This is a genomic window from Nitrospira sp. M1 (assembly GCF_965152605.1).
The window spans coordinates 4,390,733-4,411,030 of the sequence record NZ_OZ224217.1; the positions used below are offsets into that span (position 1 = coordinate 4,390,733).

The 20,298-nt window shown below is 47.3% G+C and carries 20 protein-coding genes; 7 read left to right on the plus strand and 13 right to left on the minus strand.

The features are described 5' to 3' along the window. Positions 1-178 precede the first annotated feature (178 nt). The 4 genes from tnpA (at position 179) to ACWHX8_RS19770 (ending at position 2,932) form a co-directional block, all read left to right on the plus strand. Positions 179-562, plus strand: coding sequence for an IS200/IS605 family transposase (gene tnpA / locus ACWHX8_RS19755; protein WP_447969850.1), 384 nt, complete (start codon positions 179-181; stop codon positions 560-562). Positions 563-1,280: 718 nt separating this feature from the next. Beyond that, a complete protein-coding gene (locus ACWHX8_RS19760) occupies positions 1,281-1,685 on the plus strand; it encodes a hypothetical protein (RefSeq protein WP_447969851.1) in 405 nt (134 codons plus the stop codon). A 52-nt stretch (positions 1,686-1,737) separates the two neighbouring features. Next, on the plus strand, positions 1,738-2,031 hold the full coding sequence (locus ACWHX8_RS19765; protein WP_447969852.1) for a helix-turn-helix transcriptional regulator: 294 nt from the start codon (positions 1,738-1,740) through the stop codon (positions 2,029-2,031). A gap of 1 nt (position 2,032) precedes the next feature. After that, positions 2,033-2,932 (plus strand): reverse transcriptase family protein, encoded by a 900-nt coding sequence (locus ACWHX8_RS19770; RefSeq protein WP_447969853.1) that lies wholly within the window; start codon positions 2,033-2,035, stop codon positions 2,930-2,932. A 624-nt stretch (positions 2,933-3,556) separates the two neighbouring features. On the opposite strand, the gene ACWHX8_RS19775 is transcribed toward ACWHX8_RS19770, so the two are convergent. After that, a complete protein-coding gene (locus ACWHX8_RS19775) occupies positions 3,557-3,868 on the minus strand; it encodes a type II toxin-antitoxin system RelE/ParE family toxin (protein ID WP_447969854.1) in 312 nt (103 codons plus the stop codon). Next, on the minus strand, positions 3,861-4,115 hold the full coding sequence (locus ACWHX8_RS19780) for a type II toxin-antitoxin system ParD family antitoxin (RefSeq protein WP_447969855.1): 255 nt from the start codon (positions 4,113-4,115) through the stop codon (positions 3,861-3,863). The genes ACWHX8_RS19775 and ACWHX8_RS19780 overlap by 8 nt, the downstream gene beginning before the upstream one ends. Positions 4,116-4,303: 188 nt before the next feature. On the opposite strand from ACWHX8_RS19780, the gene ACWHX8_RS19785 reads away from it, so the two are divergent. Further along, a complete protein-coding gene (locus tag ACWHX8_RS19785; protein ID WP_447969856.1) occupies positions 4,304-4,639 on the plus strand; it encodes a helix-turn-helix domain-containing protein in 336 nt (111 codons plus the stop codon). A 112-nt stretch (positions 4,640-4,751) separates the two neighbouring features. On the opposite strand, the gene ACWHX8_RS19790 is transcribed toward ACWHX8_RS19785, so the two are convergent. The 10 genes from ACWHX8_RS19790 to ACWHX8_RS19835 all read right to left on the minus strand — a co-directional run bounded on the left by ACWHX8_RS19790 (position 4,752) and on the right by ACWHX8_RS19835 (position 17,881). Continuing rightward, complete coding sequence (locus ACWHX8_RS19790) at positions 4,752-5,948, minus strand: DUF4340 domain-containing protein (RefSeq protein ID WP_447969857.1); 1,197 nt, start codon at positions 5,946-5,948, stop codon at positions 4,752-4,754. A gap of 43 nt (positions 5,949-5,991) precedes the next feature. Continuing rightward, complete coding sequence (locus ACWHX8_RS19795; RefSeq protein ID WP_447969858.1) at positions 5,992-7,920, minus strand: Gldg family protein; 1,929 nt, start codon at positions 7,918-7,920, stop codon at positions 5,992-5,994. Between the two features lie 91 nt (positions 7,921-8,011). Further along, entirely contained in the window at positions 8,012-8,746 is a 735-nt protein-coding gene (locus ACWHX8_RS19800) for an ABC transporter permease subunit (RefSeq protein ID WP_447969859.1), read from the minus strand. A gap of 240 nt (positions 8,747-8,986) precedes the next feature. After that, on the minus strand, positions 8,987-9,934 hold the full coding sequence (locus ACWHX8_RS19805; RefSeq protein WP_447971936.1) for an ABC transporter ATP-binding protein: 948 nt from the start codon (positions 9,932-9,934) through the stop codon (positions 8,987-8,989). A 140-nt stretch (positions 9,935-10,074) separates the two neighbouring features. Beyond that, on the minus strand, positions 10,075-11,913 hold the full coding sequence (locus ACWHX8_RS19810; protein WP_447969860.1) for a BatD family protein: 1,839 nt from the start codon (positions 11,911-11,913) through the stop codon (positions 10,075-10,077). Further along, positions 11,907-13,859 (minus strand): VWA domain-containing protein, encoded by a 1,953-nt coding sequence (locus ACWHX8_RS19815; RefSeq protein ID WP_447969861.1) that lies wholly within the window; start codon positions 13,857-13,859, stop codon positions 11,907-11,909. The genes ACWHX8_RS19810 and ACWHX8_RS19815 overlap by 7 nt, the downstream gene beginning before the upstream one ends. 410 nt (positions 13,860-14,269) lie before the next feature. Continuing rightward, positions 14,270-15,316: a vWA domain-containing protein gene (locus tag ACWHX8_RS19820; RefSeq protein ID WP_447969862.1), complete on the minus strand. Its 1,047-nt coding sequence runs from the start codon at positions 15,314-15,316 to the stop codon at positions 14,270-14,272. Further along, on the minus strand, positions 15,313-15,801 hold the full coding sequence (locus tag ACWHX8_RS19825) for a DUF4381 domain-containing protein (RefSeq protein ID WP_447969863.1): 489 nt from the start codon (positions 15,799-15,801) through the stop codon (positions 15,313-15,315). Before ACWHX8_RS19825 ends, ACWHX8_RS19820 begins: the two co-directional genes overlap by 4 nt. Positions 15,802-15,897: 96 nt before the next feature. Beyond that, a complete protein-coding gene (locus ACWHX8_RS19830; protein ID WP_447969864.1) occupies positions 15,898-16,875 on the minus strand; it encodes a DUF58 domain-containing protein in 978 nt (325 codons plus the stop codon). 31 nt (positions 16,876-16,906) lie between these two features. After that, positions 16,907-17,881 carry an AAA family ATPase gene (locus ACWHX8_RS19835; RefSeq protein ID WP_447969865.1) on the minus strand — a complete coding sequence of 325 codons (975 nt, stop codon included), beginning with the start codon at positions 17,879-17,881 and terminating at the stop codon, positions 16,907-16,909. Between the two features lie 298 nt (positions 17,882-18,179). On the opposite strand from ACWHX8_RS19835, the gene ACWHX8_RS19840 reads away from it, so the two are divergent. Together ACWHX8_RS19840 and ACWHX8_RS19845 are read left to right on the plus strand one after the other, a co-directional pair. After that, positions 18,180-18,332 carry a hypothetical protein gene (locus ACWHX8_RS19840; protein WP_447969866.1) on the plus strand — a complete coding sequence of 51 codons (153 nt, stop codon included), beginning with the start codon at positions 18,180-18,182 and terminating at the stop codon, positions 18,330-18,332. 349 nt (positions 18,333-18,681) lie between these two features. Beyond that, the gene (locus tag ACWHX8_RS19845) at positions 18,682-19,101 is read left to right on the plus strand and encodes an Hsp20/alpha crystallin family protein (RefSeq protein WP_447969867.1); all 420 of its coding nucleotides are present in this window, start codon (positions 18,682-18,684) and stop codon (positions 19,099-19,101) included. 160 nt (positions 19,102-19,261) lie between these two features. On the opposite strand, the gene ACWHX8_RS19850 is transcribed toward ACWHX8_RS19845, so the two are convergent. Next, positions 19,262-20,056 carry a dienelactone hydrolase family protein gene (locus tag ACWHX8_RS19850; protein ID WP_447969868.1) on the minus strand — a complete coding sequence of 265 codons (795 nt, stop codon included), beginning with the start codon at positions 20,054-20,056 and terminating at the stop codon, positions 19,262-19,264. Positions 20,057-20,298 lie beyond the last annotated feature (242 nt).

The following is a 20,298-nucleotide window of genomic DNA, read 5'->3' on the forward strand; positions in this document are numbered from 1 at the left end:
GTTGGCGTGCATTCATGCTGCTCTATCAAAACTAGCGGAGGACCACGTGGCGTGAGCCCGTGGGTGCAAGCGCTCCCCGCTGGAAGCGGGGCCTCCTTGCCATATGAGAGGGCTTGGATGACACTGGTGCATGGAGATTCGACTCAGTGCTCATGGTGCGTAGCAGCATCAGTACCATGTGGTGTGGATTCCGAAGTATCGGCGACGCATTTTGCGGGGAGTGATTAAGCTCTTTGTGGAGGAGCATATATCGAAAATCCAGCACTATCACCCTGATGTGGAGGTCAAACAATGGAGTGTGCAGGTTGACCACATTCATGTGGTGCTGGTGATTCCTCCGAAATATGCTGTCTCAAGTATTGTGGGCAAGATGAAAGCGAATGTGAGTCGGCAACTTCGCCTCCGGTATCCCGAGCTGAAGCGGACTTACTGGGGAGCCGTGTTGTGGTCCCCCGGGTTCTTCTCTTCGACCGTGGGGTTGAATGAGGCGGTGATCCGGCGGTACGTAGCTCATCAAGAGCAAGTAGATAAGGGACACCTTCAGCTTGCATTTGAATTTTAAGTGCCACGCGGCGTAAGCCCGTGGGTATCTACTTACTGACTTTCGGGGTGATTCCCTGGAAGAGAAGTTTATATCTTTGCTGACTCTGCGCATTCGTCACTTCACATTTGAAACTTGGAACGACATGATTAACTTTAACGAATCTGGATCAAAGGATTTTGGCCCAACGTATGGCGGAGGAGTCATGTTTAATATCGCCCCTTATCTTCCTAAGTTTTTTCGGAGCTAGAAGATTAAGAGGTGAATCTTTGGAGAATAATAATGATGTGTTTGAAAAGAAGATGGGGGCAAATGTGGATCAGGGTCCAACAGATTAGATCTCAGTACGAACCACCAACAAAACAAGCACATACGAAGATCCTGCCAAGGCCCCTCCCGGGGAAAAACAAGTTTTAACCCTGTTTCCCAGAGTTGGGTTTCTCCCTGAAAATGGTCTATTCTGCAGTCCTCACACCAATTTCTTTTTTTTAAATTCCTCACCGCATATTTTGTTTAAGAAACTTCAACCGTATATTGTCGACTTAACAAGAATCTGACTCTTTAGAGGCAATTCACCTGGATATGATCAATTGATTCGTCAGGGGTCAGGATTCGACTTCTATGCGTTGATGAAGCCAGATCTGTATTAAGTTGAAAATCCTTGCGTACAAGCCCAATCTAATATTCGCTTATAGCGAATTTAATTTGACAATTGAGAATTTTATGATATATTAGTTATATGAGTCGATTTAGAGATTCTCCTTATCCCGTGGCCCACTATCAGTGGGTCGAGGGGGTGAAAGCCCCTACAAATTGCCCAGAGGCCACAGTCCTTGGGGCGTCGCACATCGCTAGAGTACACATCGCAAAAGGAGTATACGATGCGCGGATCAATGGAGAGTGCCGAGTGCAAACCGCTGTCTCTCTAATCCTTGGTTATAAAGGAGCGATGTCGCATTTTGCGGCATCGATAACCAAAGGAGTGTTTAATGGCAACTTATGTTACCAAAAAACAGTCGACTCAAAGACAGCGGCTATGGACGAGGGGCGGTTGGGTCAAATGGCTCAAGAACCCCACAGTTTTGAAAACGTTGATCATCCTTGGACGTTTAATTGTCTGGGTGGTCCGACTGTTCAAAGCTGAAAGTTCATAAGCTCGGCACTTTCTTTTTTTATTGTTTAATGAAAAAACTACGATGTTAAACGAAGCGCTTCGACTTATTAGAGTGTTCCACGATCTCAATCAGAAAGATCTAGCTGATAAGTTGGGAATTTCAAATTCATATCTTTCAGAAATAGAATCAGGGAAAAAGACGCCTACGCTAGACGTAATTGAGAAATACTCCGAAGTGTTTAATATGCCCAGTTCTTCTATACTTTTTTTCTCGGAGAACCTCAATAATGGGGAAAAATTAGAAAAGACGAAAAAGAATATTTCGAATAAAGTGATTAAAATTTTAGATTGGATTTCCGCGAAGAGTGTTGCCTAGCATGCCCTCTAAGAAAAAAGCTGGTGGGCGATATGTTTGTGATCAATCACCCTTCTATAAACTTCGATCAAAAGCCCGTCTGGCTTCTATTCTTGAAATAGCCCCTTCTGAATTAAAAGCACACCTTAAATCTGCTGACAATGATTACTCCGAATTTGATATTACCGACCCAACAAAACCAAATAAGAAGAAACGCCATATTGAAGAACCCAAACCGAAACTTCGTCGGATACACAAGCGTATTGAAAAATTATTGAACCGCATTTTTCCACCAAATTATTTGTTTTGCCCCGTAAAACGAAGGTCTTATGTGACGAATGCCAAAGAGCACGTTAGCGCACCAGAGATCGCTGTTTTGGATATAAAAAAATATTACCCCTCGACGCGCGCTAGTCGAGTGTTCCAGTTCTTTCACGAAGAGATGCACTGCGACCGTGACGTAGCAGGGATATTGATGACCCTTTGTTCCTTCAAGGGACATCTCCCAACTGGCAGTCCACTTAGCCCCATTCTTTCTTTTTTAGCCCACAAAAGAATGTGGGATCGTATTACCGAGATAGTTAAGAAAGCTGGATGTCAGCTTACTGTGTACATTGATGATTTAACTATTTCTGGCCCAAAAGTTCCGGGTAGTTTGGTGTGGGCAGTTAAGCAAGAGATAAAAAATACAGGACTTCAGTACCACAAGGAAAAGAGCTATAAAGGAAAAAGAGTACGAAAGATTACTGGAGTCATCATTAAGAATAATGAGCTTCGTCTTCCAAACGTACAACATCTTAAGATCCATAAACTGCGGATGGAGTTAGTCAAGGAAAAAGACTCAGGAACCAAGAAAAAGATTCTGGAACGAATCCGTGGTAGCGAATGTCATGCCAAACAAATAAAAGTAGCTAATGGGTAAAGTTTTCAAAAAATCCAAGAAGACAGGTTTTGGAGTTAAATAGGGCCAAATCTTCTGTTGACTAATAGTAGGGTTTTGAAGTTACTTCTTGGGGGGACTTCCTACTAAGGCTATTTTCAAGATTCAATGTCTCCACAAACAGAAATATCGTGCGTTATAGTTGTTTCAATGAACATCCGATGTTTGAAGCGTATCATTGTGCTAGGTTAGCGTGATGGAAAAGAGGACATTCTCTTTTTGTTGCGTCTTGCTATGAGTAGCCCCCTGTCTTGAAGAAAATCCCAAGAAACTACAAGAACATAATTCACACACAATTAGTCAGGATTATGGAGAGTAGAAAGGTACGGACCATTGACTAATAGTGGGCTATTTTAAAACTCACTAGATTCTTAACCGCACGTGAAATTTTATCAAATCGTTTTTAGCCTTATAGTGAATTTTTGAACTTCCACTAGCTTCTGCGCATTACTTAAAGCTCGCTCAAGCATTTTCCTGATGAGCTTCGTCTTCTAGTCTTATTCGAAATTCAACTCTCCACAAATAGAAATATCGTGTTTGATAGCCGTTTAAACGAATTTCCGATGCTTGAAGCGTCTCCATTGTACTGGGCTATTTAGCTAGAAATTATTTGGATATACCAGAAGGCTTTATATGCTCGGCAACGTCTCTTCGCTCGTGCAACACACGCACAATCAACGCTCCTGTGTCAGTTGGAGTATAAAATACAACATGCGATTGAATTTCGTAACGCCTCAGCTTCGGCGCGAGCTGTGCAGCACTGCGGCCAATTAGCGGATTTTCTGCAAGGGATTGAAAACATGTTTCGAGGTTGTCACGATAGCGACGGGCCTGTTTAATGCCAAACCTGTCAATTGTATAGTCGGCGATCTCGTTTAGGTCGGACTCGGCACGATGGCTCAGTCGATACTCAGCCATGTTTCGTTTTATATCGTGCTTCGGCATCTTCCCAAATATCACGCACTGTCTTGTTGTTCACGCCACTGTCTAGGCCCTCCTGGATCGCCGCTTTCAAAGCGCGAAACTTGGCGTTTCGTTCTTGATCACGGCGGACAAGGTCGCGAATATATTCACTGTCATTGGTAAAATCACCACCTTCGATCTGTGCCTTGATCCATTGATCTTGTTGATCGGTCAGGGTAATCGTCTTTCTTACAGTTGCCATAGAATTACCTCCTATAATATGAATATATCATACTATTGGTGTAGTGTAGCATGCTTTTGATCTATAGTGAAGATATTCATTTTTCAAAAGAAATCCAAAAAAGGCATTGCCACTCCGAAGCAGGATATCGACCTTATCAAAGTAAGGCTCAAGATGGCAGAAGAAGATATTAAGAAGGAGAAAAATCTATGACTGCGAAGGTTACAAGAGGTTCAGGTAATGTTTTTGCCGATTTGGGCTTTGATAACCCAGAAGAAATGGAAACCAAAGCTAAACTGGTCAGCCAGATCAATACCATTATCAAAAAAAGGAAGTTAACACAGAAACAGGCGGGGGCAATTTTGGGAATTACTCAATCCAGAGTTTCAGACCTTGCCCGTGGTGGCCTGAGTGGGTTTTCCGTGGATCGCCTTTTGCGTTTACTGAACAAACTAGATCGTGAGGTTGAAATTGTTGTCAAACGCAAAAGAAGCCGACGTCCGGCAACCACAAGGGTCATATTTGGAGACCAAATATCTGTTTAATTTTTCCTGCTGAAATAATCCATGAGATTTTTTCCTGTGATTTTCGAAGAATTATAGCGAATCCCAATACACATGAGTGTGCAGGGACAAGGTGTTGCGCTAGAGCGACAAGCTAGTCCGCTGCAATCAAATCTTGTTTCTTTTTCGCAAAATTATCAACTTTGAATTTCGGGAGTTCGAAGATCCAATTTTTGAGTTTTCCGTTGATCTCGGCGACTTCTGTTTGAACATCCTCTTCAGATTTCAGGATTGATTCTTTCGATTCGGATTTGCTTTCTGTTTGATCGCTTTGATCTTTGCTATCGTCTTTGTCGCTTTCCGTTGTGTTTTTTTCGCTATCCTTATCCGATTCTGCATCAATGCGTTCTTTTTGTTCCGACGACTCTTTGATCGGCTCTTCGTACACGAGAGCCGGATCAAACGCACTAACAATCTTGCTATAGGTCACATCATCCTTTGGCATTGTTTCAACCGTCAGTCGCAGCCCATCAAAGGTCTCAAGGACAGCTTTGATTCCATTTTTTGGAGAAAATTCGAGTGTATTTGATTTCTGCACATCATCCATCGTGAGTTGCGCCAATGTTGTGGCGACATTGTTCACGTTAAATTGCGAACTGACTTTTCCACCCTTGGGAAGACCGTCTATTTTAAAATCAAGCGCATCGGGTGTATCTTTATAGACGGTCAATATTTCTCCATCCGCATGCGTCACACGCACTCGTTGAACGCGCTTGCTGGCAATCTTGAACAACTCCTTTTCCAACCACTCCCCCGGTGCTCTTAGAATAGGAAGATTCCCTACAACCAACCACGTTTGTGGATCTTCAGGTTTCCGTACATACATTTCACCCTCACTCGGAACACCTTTGGCTGGACGTTCATTTCCTAGGAGCAAGGAAGCAGCAGCATTGGCACCTTCGGTCTTCAGAGTAATCAACGTTGAAGATGACCCTTCAGCATCCTTATCCAGAAGACCAAGTTTTTCATGCAGATCCGGATTCTTCGTTTTCGGTTCACGAATGCGGAGTTCTGCCATCCCAATCAGGACGGGTTTGATCTTCTCAAAGTCTGCAGCATAACCACCACGTTCCTTCACATTCCATGTGCCTGATTCCTGGACAAGCGTCACCGTGTCATCATTCGTTTCGATGGTCATTTCACGAATCTCATTAATACGGTTCATCAGGTCAGGAAAAAACAATTCACCGCTCTGCTCAGGTCTATCCTGCCGCTCCTGACTCAACAGAACAGCTCCTAGAATAACCACAAGGGTGATGCTCGTCAGCATCAACAACGTTTTTGGTTTCATACGACATCCTTCTTCACTGTATACACTCCTAAATATGCTACGTTTATTTCTTAGACGTTCGCCGACGAAGTCGTTGGCCACCGACCCACACACCGGCAATGCCAATCAACAGTGGGACAAACCCGATATTAAGAAATTTGACCCATCCTTCTAACCCATCAATGTTCTTGACCAACTCATGCTGTACGCCACGAAGTTCTTTTCTCACTTGCACGAGTTCTTGACGAAACTTAGCAATTTCTTCTTGCTGCTCAGGACTGAGGATTAACGTATTGCCTTCTTGTTTCTGGCTTTGCATGTCCTGAATTTTCTGTTCCGTCGCCTTCATACGATTTTGAAGCGCTTGCTCTTTTTGTCGAAATTTTTGCTCAGCTTCCTGTTGAATGGCTTTCACAAGCGTAAACGGCCGAGAAAATCCAGAACGGCTTCTGACGCTAATCAAATCATTGCTCCCGCCAAGATTGTCGATGGCATTCGTGACAAAACTGCCATTGCCCGCATTCGGAATACCAAGCCGCTGCCCAAAAAAGTTTTGCACTTGAACCCAAAATTGATCTTGCAGGAGATCCGTATCGGCAATGACAATGACATTAATCGGTTCTTTTGATTCCGTGAGATGTTCCTGAGAAGACAAATCAGATGATGTATCCGACTTTTCGTCTTCTGAATCGACTTTCTTTGATTGCGGCCTTCCATCGGGAAAGGCTGTTTTCACCTTCCCTCGAATACGTACTCCCAGCGTCAACTTCTCTCCACCGGGCTTATAGCTATTTAAAAGACCGGCGACATCCGGCATCATAGAAAGACGTGTCGCCTCAATTTGCATGGCGGCTTCATCAGATTGGAGAAGCGGGATCAATTCGGTTTCACTATCGTCTTTCTTTTTCAAGATACCGGGTGAGGCCAGGTTGAGATTCGGTATTTGCGCCGTCACAATGTCATCGGGACTCATATGAGACTGTTCTAACCCAATCCACACAGGATAATCGACGACTTGCATCCGTCCCTGCTGTTGAATTTGCACCTTTTTGGCCAGAGGCAGATCACCTACAACCTTTCCTTTCACAAGTTCGACCCCCCATGCATCAAATACCTTCCCTAAGTCTGAGTTTTTTGGCCCTGTCCCTCCAAAGGGATTGTTGGGCGTCGCCATACCTCGATCCGCTTCGGCATGCGAATCCACAAATACTAAGGCACGTCCACCACGCAATACATATTGATCAATTGCGTAGAGCGTTTCATCTTGTAAATTCTTCGGATGCACGATCATGAGCACACTCACATCCTCCGGAATGTCTGTCGCAGTTTGCTCGATGGTGCGCACTTCGACCAACTGCCGCATATGATCCAAGACCATCCATGGAGTCCCGCCCCCAGGTTGAGGAGGCATCATGGGATTCGGAGGAGCTCCTTCCATTGGAAGACTACTCATCAGACCCACGACTTGTTTCTTGGGATTGGCTAACGTATGCACCAATTTCGCGAGATCATATTCCAAAAACTCTTCGCGTTCCGGCTGAAAAAATGGAATGACTTCCTGCGCATCCGTCGAGCTGCTTCCCACCATTCCGAAATAAAACTGTTTCGTCCCACCTTCCAAGGGAATACCCTGGAGCCCCTCGGCCACGGCACGATCTTCTTCTTCCGAAAATGGTTCAGGGTCAATGACCTGTAAGCGAATTCCTCCGCCTGACACCTGCTCAAACTCCTCAAGCATCTCTTCGACTCGGTTGGCATAACTTTTAATGCCCGGTAATCCCGTGGCCAGTTTTTTCGACAGATACAAGCGCAGCGTAATGGGCTCTTCCACCCCTTGCATGATGTTTTTCGTTCCCTCGGAAAGGGTATAGAGGTTATGTTCAGTAAGATCGAAACGTGCTGAACTCAACGCGGCATTACTCATCATATTTGCGGCTCCAAACAACACCGCGGCAATCAAAAGGCCTGTCCCGGTCAGCAGTGTTTTATTCATATGGTTCTACCTTTGTTCTTTGTTATTAGGGCTTTTGAACACGTCAAGAGTCCTTACATCTTCTTTGGACGTTCCACGTTTCACAATTCCCTCATTCCGCTTTCTTCATATCAATGATGGTGGCTGTCGCAAATAACCAAAACGCGATTAACGAGACAAAAAAGAAAATATCCCGTAGGTCCAAAACCCCCTTACTAATCGAGTGAAAATGCGTCAAAAAACTAAATGAACTCACGGCGTTTAAGACAAAATGTGGCGTCCATCCACTGAACAGATTCAGAATCATCGGGAATCCGCTTAACACAAAGGCCAACCCCACCACCACGCTGAGAATAAAGGCGATGACTTGATTCTTGGTCAACGCGGACATGCACGACCCAATGGCTAAGAACCCTCCAGCCATGAGAAGACTTCCCAGATAACTAGCGGCAATGACTCCATTGTCGGGGTTGCCTAACATGTTCACCGTAATCCACATGGGAAAGGTGAGGGCGAGCGCAATGCCCGTAAAGACCCACGCCGCAAGAAATTTTCCCGCGACCACTTCCCACATGGTGACCGGCAGGGTGAGCAACAATTCAATGGTGCCTTCCTTACGTTCCTCGGCCCAGAGTCGCATCGCTAAAGCCGGAATCAACACCAGGTATAACCATGGATGAAAGTCAAAGAAGGGAATCAAATCAGCCTGTCCACGAACAAAAAAGTTCCCCAAGTAGAACGTAAATGCTCCACTCAACAAGAGAAAAATGACAATGAACACTGCGGCAATCGGTGTCGCAAAATATCCTGCTAACTCTCGTTTAAGAATCACCTGTACTCTTCCCACAATATTGCCCTTTCTACATCATAAGTCTTTCATGTTGCCATCAGCGTTTTCCTTGCTCGTCGCTCGTGCCTGCGCGCTGTAGCGCTCCGGCGCGCAAGCGTGAAGCGTATCTCGTAAAAGGCAAAGTCAGTAAGCCCAAGACCTGAGAGGCAAGGACCACAATATATTCTTTTCTTCCACGAGATACGATTCACGAACAACGAGATACGTTTTCTTTTTCCACGAGATACGAGAAACTAATTAGGTTAGTGCTTGCTTGGGAGCGGTCAAAGATCGGAAGACTTCATCCAGCTGGCCACGTTCGACCTGCAGCTCTGCCACTTCCCACTGTTGTTCACGCGCGCATTGACCCACATCGGCAATAATCCATCGACCAGAATCTGGAAAAATTCGAAATTGTGTAAACTCGCCATCCTGTCCCATTTCTTCAACCTTCTTCACACCATCAATCTTGGCCAGTTGCGCTTGAATAGCATAGACATCGCCACTTCGAACTGTGAGTACAATGCTGTTATGCGTCGGAGATTGACCTTCCAAGTCGGCAGGCGTTCCATCGGTGACCACCTTTCCCTTGGCAATAATCATGGCACGCGTGCAAACGGCTTGAACTTCTTCCAGAATATGCGTTGAAAGAATAATAGCTTTTTCCGTGGCCATTGCCCGTATCAAAGTACGAACTTCATGTTTTTGATTGGGGTCCAATCCATCAGTCGGCTCATCAAGAATCAGCACCTCAGGATCATGCAAAATGGCTTGCGCCAACCCCAGTCGGCGTTTAAACCCTTTTGAGAGCGTTTCAATGGATTGTTCCATGACACTTTGAAGATTGACCTTTTCAACAGTATCGGAGACTCGCCTTCGAAGATCTTCACCACCAAACCCTCTCATTGCTCCAATGAAGGTCAAGAACGCTCCCGGAGTCATATCTTGGTAAGCCGGCGCACCTTCTGGCAAATAGCCGATTCGCTTCTTGGCTTCTAATGGTTGTTCTAAAATGTCATATCCACAAATCTTGGCCGTTCCACCCGTTGGTGTCAGAAACCCCGTAATCATTTTCATAGTCGTGGATTTTCCTGCACCATTTGGACCGAGAAATCCAAGGACTTCTCCTTGTCCAACGGTAAATGACACGCCATCAACGGCGACAATTGACCCAAACTCTTTCCGCAAACTCGTGATATCAACCATCGTCCCCATAATAAATTACCCTCTTGGCTAGGCTATAACGTTTTCTTCCGATCACCGTTCTCCACGATAGATTCGCGATGTCACGATCGAACTCTCTTTTCTTCTTATACCGCTGATTCCATACAATGTCATGCGAAACATCATGACGAAGAAGAAGGTAAATAGAGCGAAGCTAACTCGTGCGTTTGCTGAGAAGATTTCGTTCCAGTACCTTTTTCTAGATGTTTCAGTGCCGGTTCGACATGTTTCCAAAATTGGTTTCCATCCCACGCTTCTGGATGAGCCGCGTACAGATTCCGATCTAATTCCCAAATGGCTTGTTGTGCATCACCATGAAGCGATTCTTCGCCTGAAAGGTTCCGAGCAATACTCCCAAGATTTCGATGAACCCGGCTCCCCCACGTCACTGAAGCCCATTGAAGCATCGCCTCTCGAGTGTGATTCGGCGAGTTGTCCAAACACGCCTTCTTGACGGCTTCTCTGACCGAACGAAGAGAACGACCTACATGCTCATCGTCTTGGGTCTTCAACGACCTCCGATTGGCGCGAAACGCTCTTCTGTCATACCACCACCCAATAATGGTGAGAAGCCACAGCATGAGGAAGAGGCTTGTCATGATTGGCCATTGACTCACCGGGGGAAAAGAGGGAGATGAATGATCAGGCTCATTACGCAACGCGACATTGGACTCAAGAGGGGAAGCTGGCGCGATCGTCTCACTCACATTGCTGTTACCTTTGCCCTCAAGAACCGCAGACACATTGGGAGAAGAGACCGAACCCAATACGGTCAGATCACGTGCGGGAAGTACTGCCTCCTCCATCCGCTGCCGTTCCAGATTCCACCATTGAACACGAATTTCCGGAATGGTCAGGTGCCCAGGGTGCGTTGGGACCAATGCCAGTTTTTGCTCTCGACTTCCGACTGCCCATGATCCATCAAACGCCGTGGTAATAGTCGGCTGTTCTGGGTAGACTTTCAATTGCGCATTGTCCGCAATGGACAACTCCGGCAATTGCTCTCCGGTGAGTCCCTTTGCCTGCATTGTAATCGTTCTTGTGACCGGCTCGCCGACCTGCACCTCCAATGAGTCGATAGACCATGTTTCCGTGAGTGAAAACTCTCGGGCCGGCAACCAGGTATCACTGTTCATGCCAGGAGGAATCTCCTGAACTTGCAGCGTCACCTCTTGGCTCCGCGCTCGTACAATTTTCGCGGATTGAAATTTTCTCCCTAACGAACCAAGACCGTCTCCAAACATATCGTCGAACACCGATCGCGACCTTCGACCGTCAGGAACCTTTCCCGTAAACAACACTGGAGGAATCTTCAATGAACCGCTCGCCTGAGGAACAATAAGATACCGGCGCTCGACAACCTGGTACCGACGACCATCTCGAACCGTATCAAACGAACGGTCTTCTCCAACTCGCTCCACGACTGCTGGACTCATTTGAGGGTCTTCAATCTGGCCCTCAAGAATCGAAACTGCATGGTACAAGCGCAAGGTATAGACGATTTGGCTTTGCACATAGGGGCGTTGCGGCTCAACCGTGGCTTCAAGAAAAATATCTTTTTCGGCGGCATTGGCCGACCCTTGAGATGGTGGCTGAACCTTCAAAATGAGAGGGGCACTCTGCTGGTTGCCTACGGTAATCGATGGAATGGTTATCTGTCCGTCATGCTTCGGCGCCAGTGTCATGATCCATTGCCGCAAGACTGAGGACTGTCCATTGATAATACTGGTTTGGCTGCTTTGCGACGTTCCCAAAATATCAAAGTCTTTTTGGAGCATTGATTGATCGGGGGCATCACCTGACGATGATCCTTGCTGTTCAACGATCAGACGTACCGTTTCATCGATGGAAATAGGATTGCGGTCGACATAGGCTCGAACCGTCTGCCCCCAGGTGCTTGGCGCAAGGGCCAGCATGATCAGAAGAAAAATGCATAAGGACCAGACGCGTCGCATCACCATGTTTTCCCACCTGAAACTTGGCCCTGACCAGCTTCTTGCCGACGGCGATGTTCGAGAAGAAACTTGCGACGTAACAGACCTCCTGGATCATCAGGGATACGTCGAAGCCACTGCTCCGTCGCTTGTTGAGATTCCAATTCCGTCTTTTCTTCTCGAGACAACCCGGCTGCTGTCATAGACTTCTGTTCCGTTTCACCATCACTCAGGTCTTCTGTGGATTCATCCGTAAGATTGCCAGCACGTGGCTCTTGTTTTTCGTCCTCCTCGCCATCAACCTCCGAATTCCCTTGTTGCGCAATGTCGGGGGTTGATTCTTGTTGTTCCCCGGAAGAACCTGATGGCGATTGAGATACTTGTTCTTCCATATCCTGAGATGATTTATCTTTGTCCTCTTGGGATCCTGCATCAGATTGCTTCCCTGCCTGTGCATTATCTGAGGATTCTTTCCCCTCTTGCTGACCTGGCTGATCTTTACTCTTTTGAGCTTGACCTTCCTCTGATTGTTGCGACTCCGAAGATTGATTGTCTTGTGAAGGGTCTCCCTTCGAATCAGAGTCTTGTTGATTGTCTTGTTGTTTCAGCAACTTCTCAATCAACTCATAGTTATGTTGAGCATCTTCATGGGTCGGTGCCTGTTGCAACGCGGCTTGATAGGCTGTCAGGGCTTCTTGGAGTTTTCCCGCTCTGGCCAATGCATTGCCTCGATTAAAATGTCCATCGGGCGAATCATCGTGACTGAAACTTTCCACGGCTTCTTCAAACTTTCCTGCCCGGTAATTCGCGACACCTTTCCATGACGGGTCTTCAAATAACGTTGATGCTTTTTGAGGGTCATGCTGTTTCATGGCCTGAGCACCTTGTTGATCCGGTCGAGACCACCACTCTTCCCCGAAGAAGGCCTGCCCTGGAGACGGAGTCAACAGGAGCATCGCGAAGACAATACCGAGCCATCCCGAACGAAACGCCGGGATCGTAAGTGCCACAATTCCCAGAACAATCCATGGACCTTCTTCACGCCATACATCCGTTGTCCGTGATGTTGTGTGATCGGCTTGTTGCTTCTCGATCGTCCAGTCAGATGGGAGCACCGTGTCAAGATCCTGATCATCGACACGTATGGTGGCATACCGACCCTGCCCCATCCTGGCAACCTCCATAAGTTCTTGTGAGTTCAGTTTCGGGAGGACAATGGCTCCATTTTCATCCTTGAGAAACCCGTCGCTCTGTGGAATAGGAGCACCAGTAGATGTGCCGACCCCTAACACGGAAACTCGATGCTGTTGGCTGCGCACTTTCTTCACGACAGGTTGAATGTCACTCATATCAACCCCATCAGTCATGAGCAAGATCGTGCCCTCCGAGATACCGCTCTGTTCCAACAGATCATGGGCCTGGATCAAGGCAAGATCCGGGCGGCTCCCGACAGCCGGCATCAGACTGGTATCGAGCGAAGAAACCATGGCGGCAATCGTATTGGCATCTTCCGTCAGCGGAGAGACAACATAAGGTTCACCCGAAAAGACGACCAAGGCAGTTTGACCTTCCTGCCGACGCTTCAAAATATCCAGCACTTTGTGCTTCGCACGAGTGAGACGCGAAGGTTGAATATCTTGTGCATCCATCGATCGTGAAAGATCAACCACCAACACAAGTGCGGATTGCGCACGAAATACCGGTTGAGGCAACTTCGACCATACCGGACCGGCTAAGGCCAACAAGCACAAAGACCAAACAATCGCCAAAAGGATATACGGACTACGAGACGATATCCGAGTATTTCCAACGAGTAGATGCGGAAGTAAATGCGCATCACACACCACTTCCCATCCTTGTGCCCCTACGCGCTGACGTATGAGAAGCCAAAGCATCACACCTAACGGCAGGAATCCCAAAAACCACCACGGCCGCAAAAAATGTACTAGGCCACCTGTAATCGCACCCTCCATTGCTTACCTGTTCCTCAACAAAGATTGCCTCACACTAGTCAATTGCCCACACAGCTATCGTGGCCTAGGCCACCTGTAATCACACCCTCCATTACTTACCTGTTCCCCCAACAAAGATTGCCCAACCCGAAACCTTCTGTCTCATCAACAACCGTGGCCTAGGCCATCTGTAATCCCGGTATATCCATCTTCTCTATCAGTCTGTTCCCCAACAAAGATTGCCCAATATCAGCCATTGCCCCATCAACTATCGTGGCCTCTAGGGCACCTATAATTCCGGCGTCCATTTTCTATCTGGACACCAACAAAGATTGCCTATGCCGAAGTATTCTGCCTCATCGAATACCGTGGCCTAGCACCTGTAATTCCGACTTCCCACTTTATCTACTTACCCACTGTTTAAAAATCCCTCACATCACAGGTGAGGTGGAAATAGGTTTGGATATTGACCTCTTTGGCCCAAATACCGGCATTCGAATGAGACTAAGCGTCATCAAGACAGAGAGCAAAAGCCCGAAACCTAAAGGCCAAGGATACAACTCATCCGTTGGCCGAAAAAGTTCAGCCTCCTGCGCTGCCGGCTCTAAACGATCTAATTGTCGGTAGACGTCATCAAGCTGCATTGAATCTTTCGCCCGTAAATATGCGCCGCCGGTCAATTCAGCAATTTTCTTTAATGTCTCTTCATCTAAATCCTTCGAAGGGTTCACCATTCGATTGCCAAAGAACGAAGACACTTCCATCTGATCGGCACCCACACCGATGGTGTAGATGCGAATACCTTGCTCTGCAGCCAATTTGGCCGCTTGAATAGGACGAATATCACCTGAAGTATTCGCGCCATCAGTCAATAAAATCAGAACACGGTTCTCATGCGATTGGCCTTTGAGCCTTTTCACCACCAAACCAATGGCATCTCCAATAGCTGTTTCTTTTCCCGCTAACCCGATCTCCGATTCCGTCAGCATGGCCTGGACCGTATCACGATCAAATGTGAGGGGTGTTTGCACATAGGCTTGCGCCCCAAATAAGACTAACCCGACACGATCACCACGTCGGCGTTGGATAAATTCACCGGCGACGTTTTTGACCACCATCAAGCGATTGACCTGTTCACCTTTTAACGTAAAATCTGGAATTTCCATGCTGCCAGATATATCCACAGCCATCATTAAATCGCGGCCACTCACAGGCAAGGCAACCGGTTCACCAATCCATTGTGGACGCGCAGCAGCAAGTAGTAACAGGGTCCAAATCACTATCCCGAACCAAAACCTCGTTGACGAAATCGCTTCCTTCTTTATGGTTTTCCCGCCAGTTTCCATACGCATGATTTCTTGAAAAAATGGCACGCGCAGTGAAGACTCTTCAAGATGCTCAACGGGTTTTGCAAAACGTCGAACGATCCAGGGAAGCGGAAATACCACCAACACCCATGCCCAAGCGAGTGAGATCATACGGACTTTCCTCTCGACGGCACGGGAGTCTGCTTAATCCAACGTTTGACGAGAGTAGCCATCTCTTCAGCATCCACCGATCCCTGCGCACCATACGGAACAGCCGTCAAGGCCTGTTGAACTTGCTCTCCTGAGAAGAGCGGTGTCTTTCCCTGCTCATCCAAAAACTTGAGCCAGGCGACTCCTGTGAGCCCTGCAACATTCTGACGACCAAAACACACCAATGCGTATCGTCGAAGCAATTGCGAAAGCCCGGCCATCAACGTGGTGGTATCGTGCGTCTCGTTAAATGACGTTTGTAAGTCGAGCAACGCTGCTAAGGCGACTCGACGAGGAGCGGTTGCCTGTCGATACCGCTTAAACCACAACCCGATAGCGACACAAAGGAAAACGAGAAGCAGCACGATCCACCATCCAAAGGCCGGCGGCCAAAGAGAAACGGGGTCAGGCATATGCAGATCACGTAATTGTTCCAACGGATCCATAAGATAGACTCAATGAAAAATGCAACGTATAAAATGTAAAGTAAAGAAGGCTGACACAGACATTAATCCCATTTTATATTTTGCGATTTACATTTTTCACTTTTTATTTCCTACAGGGATATGTTTTCGACGGGCGCCAACGTTCCGAAGACCTTGCAGAACAGCTTCAGCAATAGATTCGTGAGTACCAATCGAAAAAAACCCCATACCATGTTGCAGACTTAGGCGTTCCACACTTTCCCATCGATCACGAAATTGGCGGCGATATCCCTGAACAAGCGACGTCGAACGAGAGTCTAACACTCCGAAGTCAGTGCCATTCGTGACACGGTACACTCCTGCAGCAGGCGGATCGCGCTCGAGTGGATCGAACACCAATACATTCACGACGTCTTGATGGATGCTCAGTTGCGTCAAATACGGAAGGGCTTGCGAATCCAAGTTTCGAAAGTCGCTCAGCAGAAAGATCAAACTTCCCGGACGAGCCGTACGTGTCACTCGAGCTAACGCAGAGACAAAGGAAGCATGATTCTGTTCCTCTGCGGAAGATTGGGATTGTTGGGGTTCTCGTGCTTGGTGATGATGTCTCGCTAAGACATCTAATACGCGGAGCACTCCGGACTTTCCTCCACGCGGGCGCCGCTCTAAGTGACCATAATTTGAAAACACCACCGCGCCCGTGCGGTCTCCTCGGTGGTGAGAAGCCCACGCCAACAGGCTGGCAGCCTGAGCTGCTACAACCGACTTAAACGCAACTTTCGTCCCGAACAACATGGAGTGGGAATAATCGACCACGACAAAGACGGGACGCTCTCGCTCTTCTCGAAATATTTTAAGATGCGGTTCGCCTGACCGTGCCGTCACGCGCCAATCCATATGCCGGACGTCATCCCCAGCTTGATAACGTCGGACCTCATCAAAGTCGACGCCTCTTCCCTTAAACGGCGAACGCTCACCGCCAGCTAAGAGCGAACGCACGCCTTTTTTGGCACCCATGCCTAACGCGGTAATCGCATGACGCGCATGAATCAATTCACGCAGCTGTACGGTTGTCCCGGAATCACGCGTGTTCACAGAGAAAGATTCCGGCTTGGAAATCGTTTGATCAGGGAACGGCCACACGAGCGAGTATCTCCGCAATCACATGATCGGTACTGATGTTTTCAGCTTCCGCTTCAAACGAGAGTAAGATACGATGACGCAGCACATCTGGCGCAATGGCTTGTATATCCTCTGGAGAAACATAATCCCGGCCAGCCAGCCAGGCATGCGCGCGGGCACATCGCTCAATACCAATCGTCGCACGAGGACTGGCCCCATATCGCACGTATCGTCCGAGCTCTTCGCTATATGGCGTGGGATTACGAGTCGCCACCACCAACTGCACAATATATTCTTCGAGACTTTCGGCCAGATGAAGAGAGAATAATTCCTGACGAGCGGAAAAAATTACTTTTTGAGGAATGGGAGACTGCATTCCTTGGCTCCCCATGGATATCGCTTGAGCCTGTTGACGGACAAGTTTGGCAATTTTTCGCTCTGATTCCACATTAGGATATCCCACCTTCACAAACATGAGAAATCGATCAAGCTGGGCTTCAGGAAGGGGATAGGTCCCCTCCTGCTCAATAGGATTCTGCGTCGCCATGACCATGAAGAGTTCAGGGAGAGGATAACTTGTGCGTCCGATCGTGACTTGACGCTCCGCCATGGCTTCCAGCAACGCGGCCTGGACCTTGGCCGGGGCTCGATTGATCTCATCCGCCAGCACCAAGTTATGAAACACCGGACCCTGTTGAAATGTGAAGGAACCATCCTGCGGGCGATAAATATCTGTCCCCGTAATATCCGCAGGCAAAAGGTCTGGAGTGAATTGAACACGGTGAAAATCGGCTTCTAGACCTGAAGCCAATGTTTTAATTGCTGTGGTCTTAGCAAGACCGGGAGCACCTTCAACAAGAAGATGTCCGTCTGCCAACAGGGCAATCAGCAAGCGAAGGATAAGACCTTCTTGCCCGATAATCTGCTGATTCAGGTACCCCAGAAGCTGGTCAATGTTTTCGCGTTCAAATCTCGACATGGGTCTTGATGTGAACCTAGAAGTGCTATCGTATATGTTAAATTTAAGTAAGAGCCCGAGACATCCCCGATAGTACGGGGACCATCAAGCAGTCTGCTATCTGAACTATTCTGAAGTATACCAGATAATACTAGGAGAGAAGGAGTCAAGAGGACATAAAATTTAACAATTTTTGTGTGTCGCAGAAATTTTTGCTGCCGCTAGTATTTTCCTTTACACAAGGCTTCCCACAGCCGACAATACTAATGATGGGTCAATGTCGACTGTTCGCAATCGATTAACAAGGAGGTCTCATCGCATGGATACAGGCTACCCAGCACTCATTCCAGAGCCACTTACCACGCCGAATGATTCCAAGATTCAGAAGCCCCGTGCAGCGAAGGACACACATGAGCCTCCGTCAGATCCCGGTCTCAAGCCGTCGGAGACCATCACCCCTTCAATACCCTAGTGCCGTCTTGAGCGTTCTGGCCCCATGGAAATGGGGCCAGCACTTCCACCTATCGAAACCTATTTTCTCCACCCACCAGTTTCCTTCTTAATTTTCCCTCTCCGTTTTCACATATCCAATCAAGCAATATCAGATCAACAATATTATCTATTCTCTCTATATTTTTTACGGGGTTGTTCCAATTATTAGATGTTGTCATTGACGACGACTCTCACGTGTCGTTCTTCTATGAATAGTTTTTCGAATGTTCTTCACTTGACTTTTTTCAATATCGACTTATCTATTCATCAAGCCGGCGAGATAAACAAACAGGAAAACCGATCACAAATAATACATAAAGGAGGGTGCCATGACACTCACACGATATGCGCCATTTGATATTCAAATTGACCGATTACTGAACGATGCCGTTCGGGCCTTTGATCACGATGTTGCCAGTTGGGCACCAGCAGGTAATGCCTGGGAAGATACGGATACCTTCGGAATAGAATTGGCTTTGCCAGGCTGGAAGTCCGAGCAAGTCAATGTTCAAGTGGATAAGGGCGTACTCACGGTCGAAGGGAAACGAGAAGAAACCAATGACAAGGATGAGAAATCCAGTCGAAGGTATCACGTGAGAGAAGTCAATTCGGCTTCGTTTAAACGATCGTTTCGCTTGCCGACAAACCTACAATGGGATAAGGCTGATGCTGCCTTTACGGATGGAATCTTAACCGTGAAATTTCCGAAACGGGAAGACGCAAAACCTCGCCAGATTGCGGTCCGATAACTCCCATCAAACCCAGGAGCCGCATCGTGCGGCTCCTGGATTCGTTTCATCTCTCCACTACACATTTGCCAACTGGCCATCAAGTAGATTTAATGACTCCATGACGGTACACCTCATATAATCTCAATGCATCTCTTACGACGTCACTTTTTGATAATCGCTATTTAGATCCCCCAAACAGTTCGTCAAAAAAGACTTGCATATGCTTCCAGGAACGTTCATCTGCGTTCTTATCATATTTCAGCGCATCCATCCCGACTTTATCGGCTGCCGGATTCGTAAAACTATGTCGGGCTCCCGCGTAGATGACCATCTGCCAATCAAGATCAGCCTGTTCTAACGCGCTGCGAAATTGTTGAATGTGCTCTTCTTTGAGAAACGGATCCTCATTCCCGTGAGCTATAAGCACCTTGGCATTCGTGTTGATGGCTTGACCCTCGTTTGGTAATGGCAAGGCTCCGTGAAAACTGACCACGCCTCGTACCGGCGCACCACTGTAGACCAGCTGCATGACGGTAGCTCCGCCAAAACAATATCCGATGGCGGCAATGTTTTTGACATCCACCATTTCCTGCTTTTGAAAAACCTTAAGCCCCTCAATCGCTCGATCTTGCCAGGTTTTGACATTCGCCGTCGTTTCCTTCATCCACTCTCCAGCCTGTTTCGGGTGGTCGGTCACTTTGCCTTTTCCGTACATGTCCGCAGCAAACGCGACATAGCCCATTGTCGCTAATTGTTTGGCACGCGCTTTCGCATAGGCATTAAGTCCCCACCATTCATGGACAACGAGTACGCCTGGACGTGTGCCCTTCACGGCATCATCCCAGACGAGGTATCCCTGAAGCTGCGTTTCCCCGTGAGTATAGGGAATGGTGTGCTCCTGGATTTTGGCCTGAACCAAAGTTGTACAAACGCACAGCAATATACTGACAAACAACACCTGCCGTATGAACATAGATCTCACGCCTCCTCTAAAAAAATATGAACAATGTTAGTGACCGGGATTGTCGTATTTCTGGTCATTTTTTGGTCGTACTTTGACTAGCTAGGCTACCAATAGAACACTTTATCTATAGAGAAAATCTACAATGTAATCAATATCTTATTATCATATTGCGGATACCCTGATACTCGCGACTTTGTGATAACGCCGTCCAGCAGGCATGACGCTTCAATTTTCATTGCTCGATACCGATA

Bases quoted from the DNA above. Each gene is read 5' to 3' on its own strand.
- ACWHX8_RS19760 (WP_447969851.1), top strand. From the start codon at position 1,281: ATGAGTCGATTTAGAGATTCTCCTTATCCCGTGGCCCACTATCAGTGG.
- ACWHX8_RS19765 (WP_447969852.1), top strand. From the start codon at position 1,738: ATGTTAAACGAAGCGCTTCGACTTATTAGAGTGTTCCACGATCTCAAT.
- ACWHX8_RS19770 (WP_447969853.1), top strand. From the start codon at position 2,033: ATGCCCTCTAAGAAAAAAGCTGGTGGGCGATATGTTTGTGATCAATCA.
- ACWHX8_RS19775 (WP_447969854.1), bottom strand. From the start codon at position 3,868: ATGGCTGAGTATCGACTGAGCCATCGTGCCGAGTCCGACCTAAACGAG.
- ACWHX8_RS19780 (WP_447969855.1), bottom strand. From the start codon at position 4,115: ATGGCAACTGTAAGAAAGACGATTACCCTGACCGATCAACAAGATCAA.
- ACWHX8_RS19785 (WP_447969856.1), top strand. From the start codon at position 4,304: ATGACTGCGAAGGTTACAAGAGGTTCAGGTAATGTTTTTGCCGATTTG.
- ACWHX8_RS19790 (WP_447969857.1), bottom strand. From the start codon at position 5,948: ATGAAACCAAAAACGTTGTTGATGCTGACGAGCATCACCCTTGTGGTT.
- ACWHX8_RS19795 (WP_447969858.1), bottom strand. From the start codon at position 7,920: ATGAATAAAACACTGCTGACCGGGACAGGCCTTTTGATTGCCGCGGTG.
- ACWHX8_RS19805 (WP_447971936.1), bottom strand. From the start codon at position 9,934: ATGGTTGATATCACGAGTTTGCGGAAAGAGTTTGGGTCAATTGTCGCC.
- ACWHX8_RS19810 (WP_447969860.1), bottom strand. From the start codon at position 11,913: ATGGTGATGCGACGCGTCTGGTCCTTATGCATTTTTCTTCTGATCATG.
- ACWHX8_RS19815 (WP_447969861.1), bottom strand. From the start codon at position 13,859: ATGGAGGGTGCGATTACAGGTGGCCTAGTACATTTTTTGCGGCCGTGG.
- ACWHX8_RS19820 (WP_447969862.1), bottom strand. From the start codon at position 15,316: ATGATCTCACTCGCTTGGGCATGGGTGTTGGTGGTATTTCCGCTTCCC.
- ACWHX8_RS19825 (WP_447969863.1), bottom strand. From the start codon at position 15,801: ATGGATCCGTTGGAACAATTACGTGATCTGCATATGCCTGACCCCGTT.
- ACWHX8_RS19835 (WP_447969865.1), bottom strand. From the start codon at position 17,881: ATGTCGAGATTTGAACGCGAAAACATTGACCAGCTTCTGGGGTACCTG.
- ACWHX8_RS19840 (WP_447969866.1), top strand. From the start codon at position 18,180: ATGGATACAGGCTACCCAGCACTCATTCCAGAGCCACTTACCACGCCG.
- ACWHX8_RS19845 (WP_447969867.1), top strand. From the start codon at position 18,682: ATGACACTCACACGATATGCGCCATTTGATATTCAAATTGACCGATTA.
- ACWHX8_RS19850 (WP_447969868.1), bottom strand. From the start codon at position 20,056: ATGTTCATACGGCAGGTGTTGTTTGTCAGTATATTGCTGTGCGTTTGT.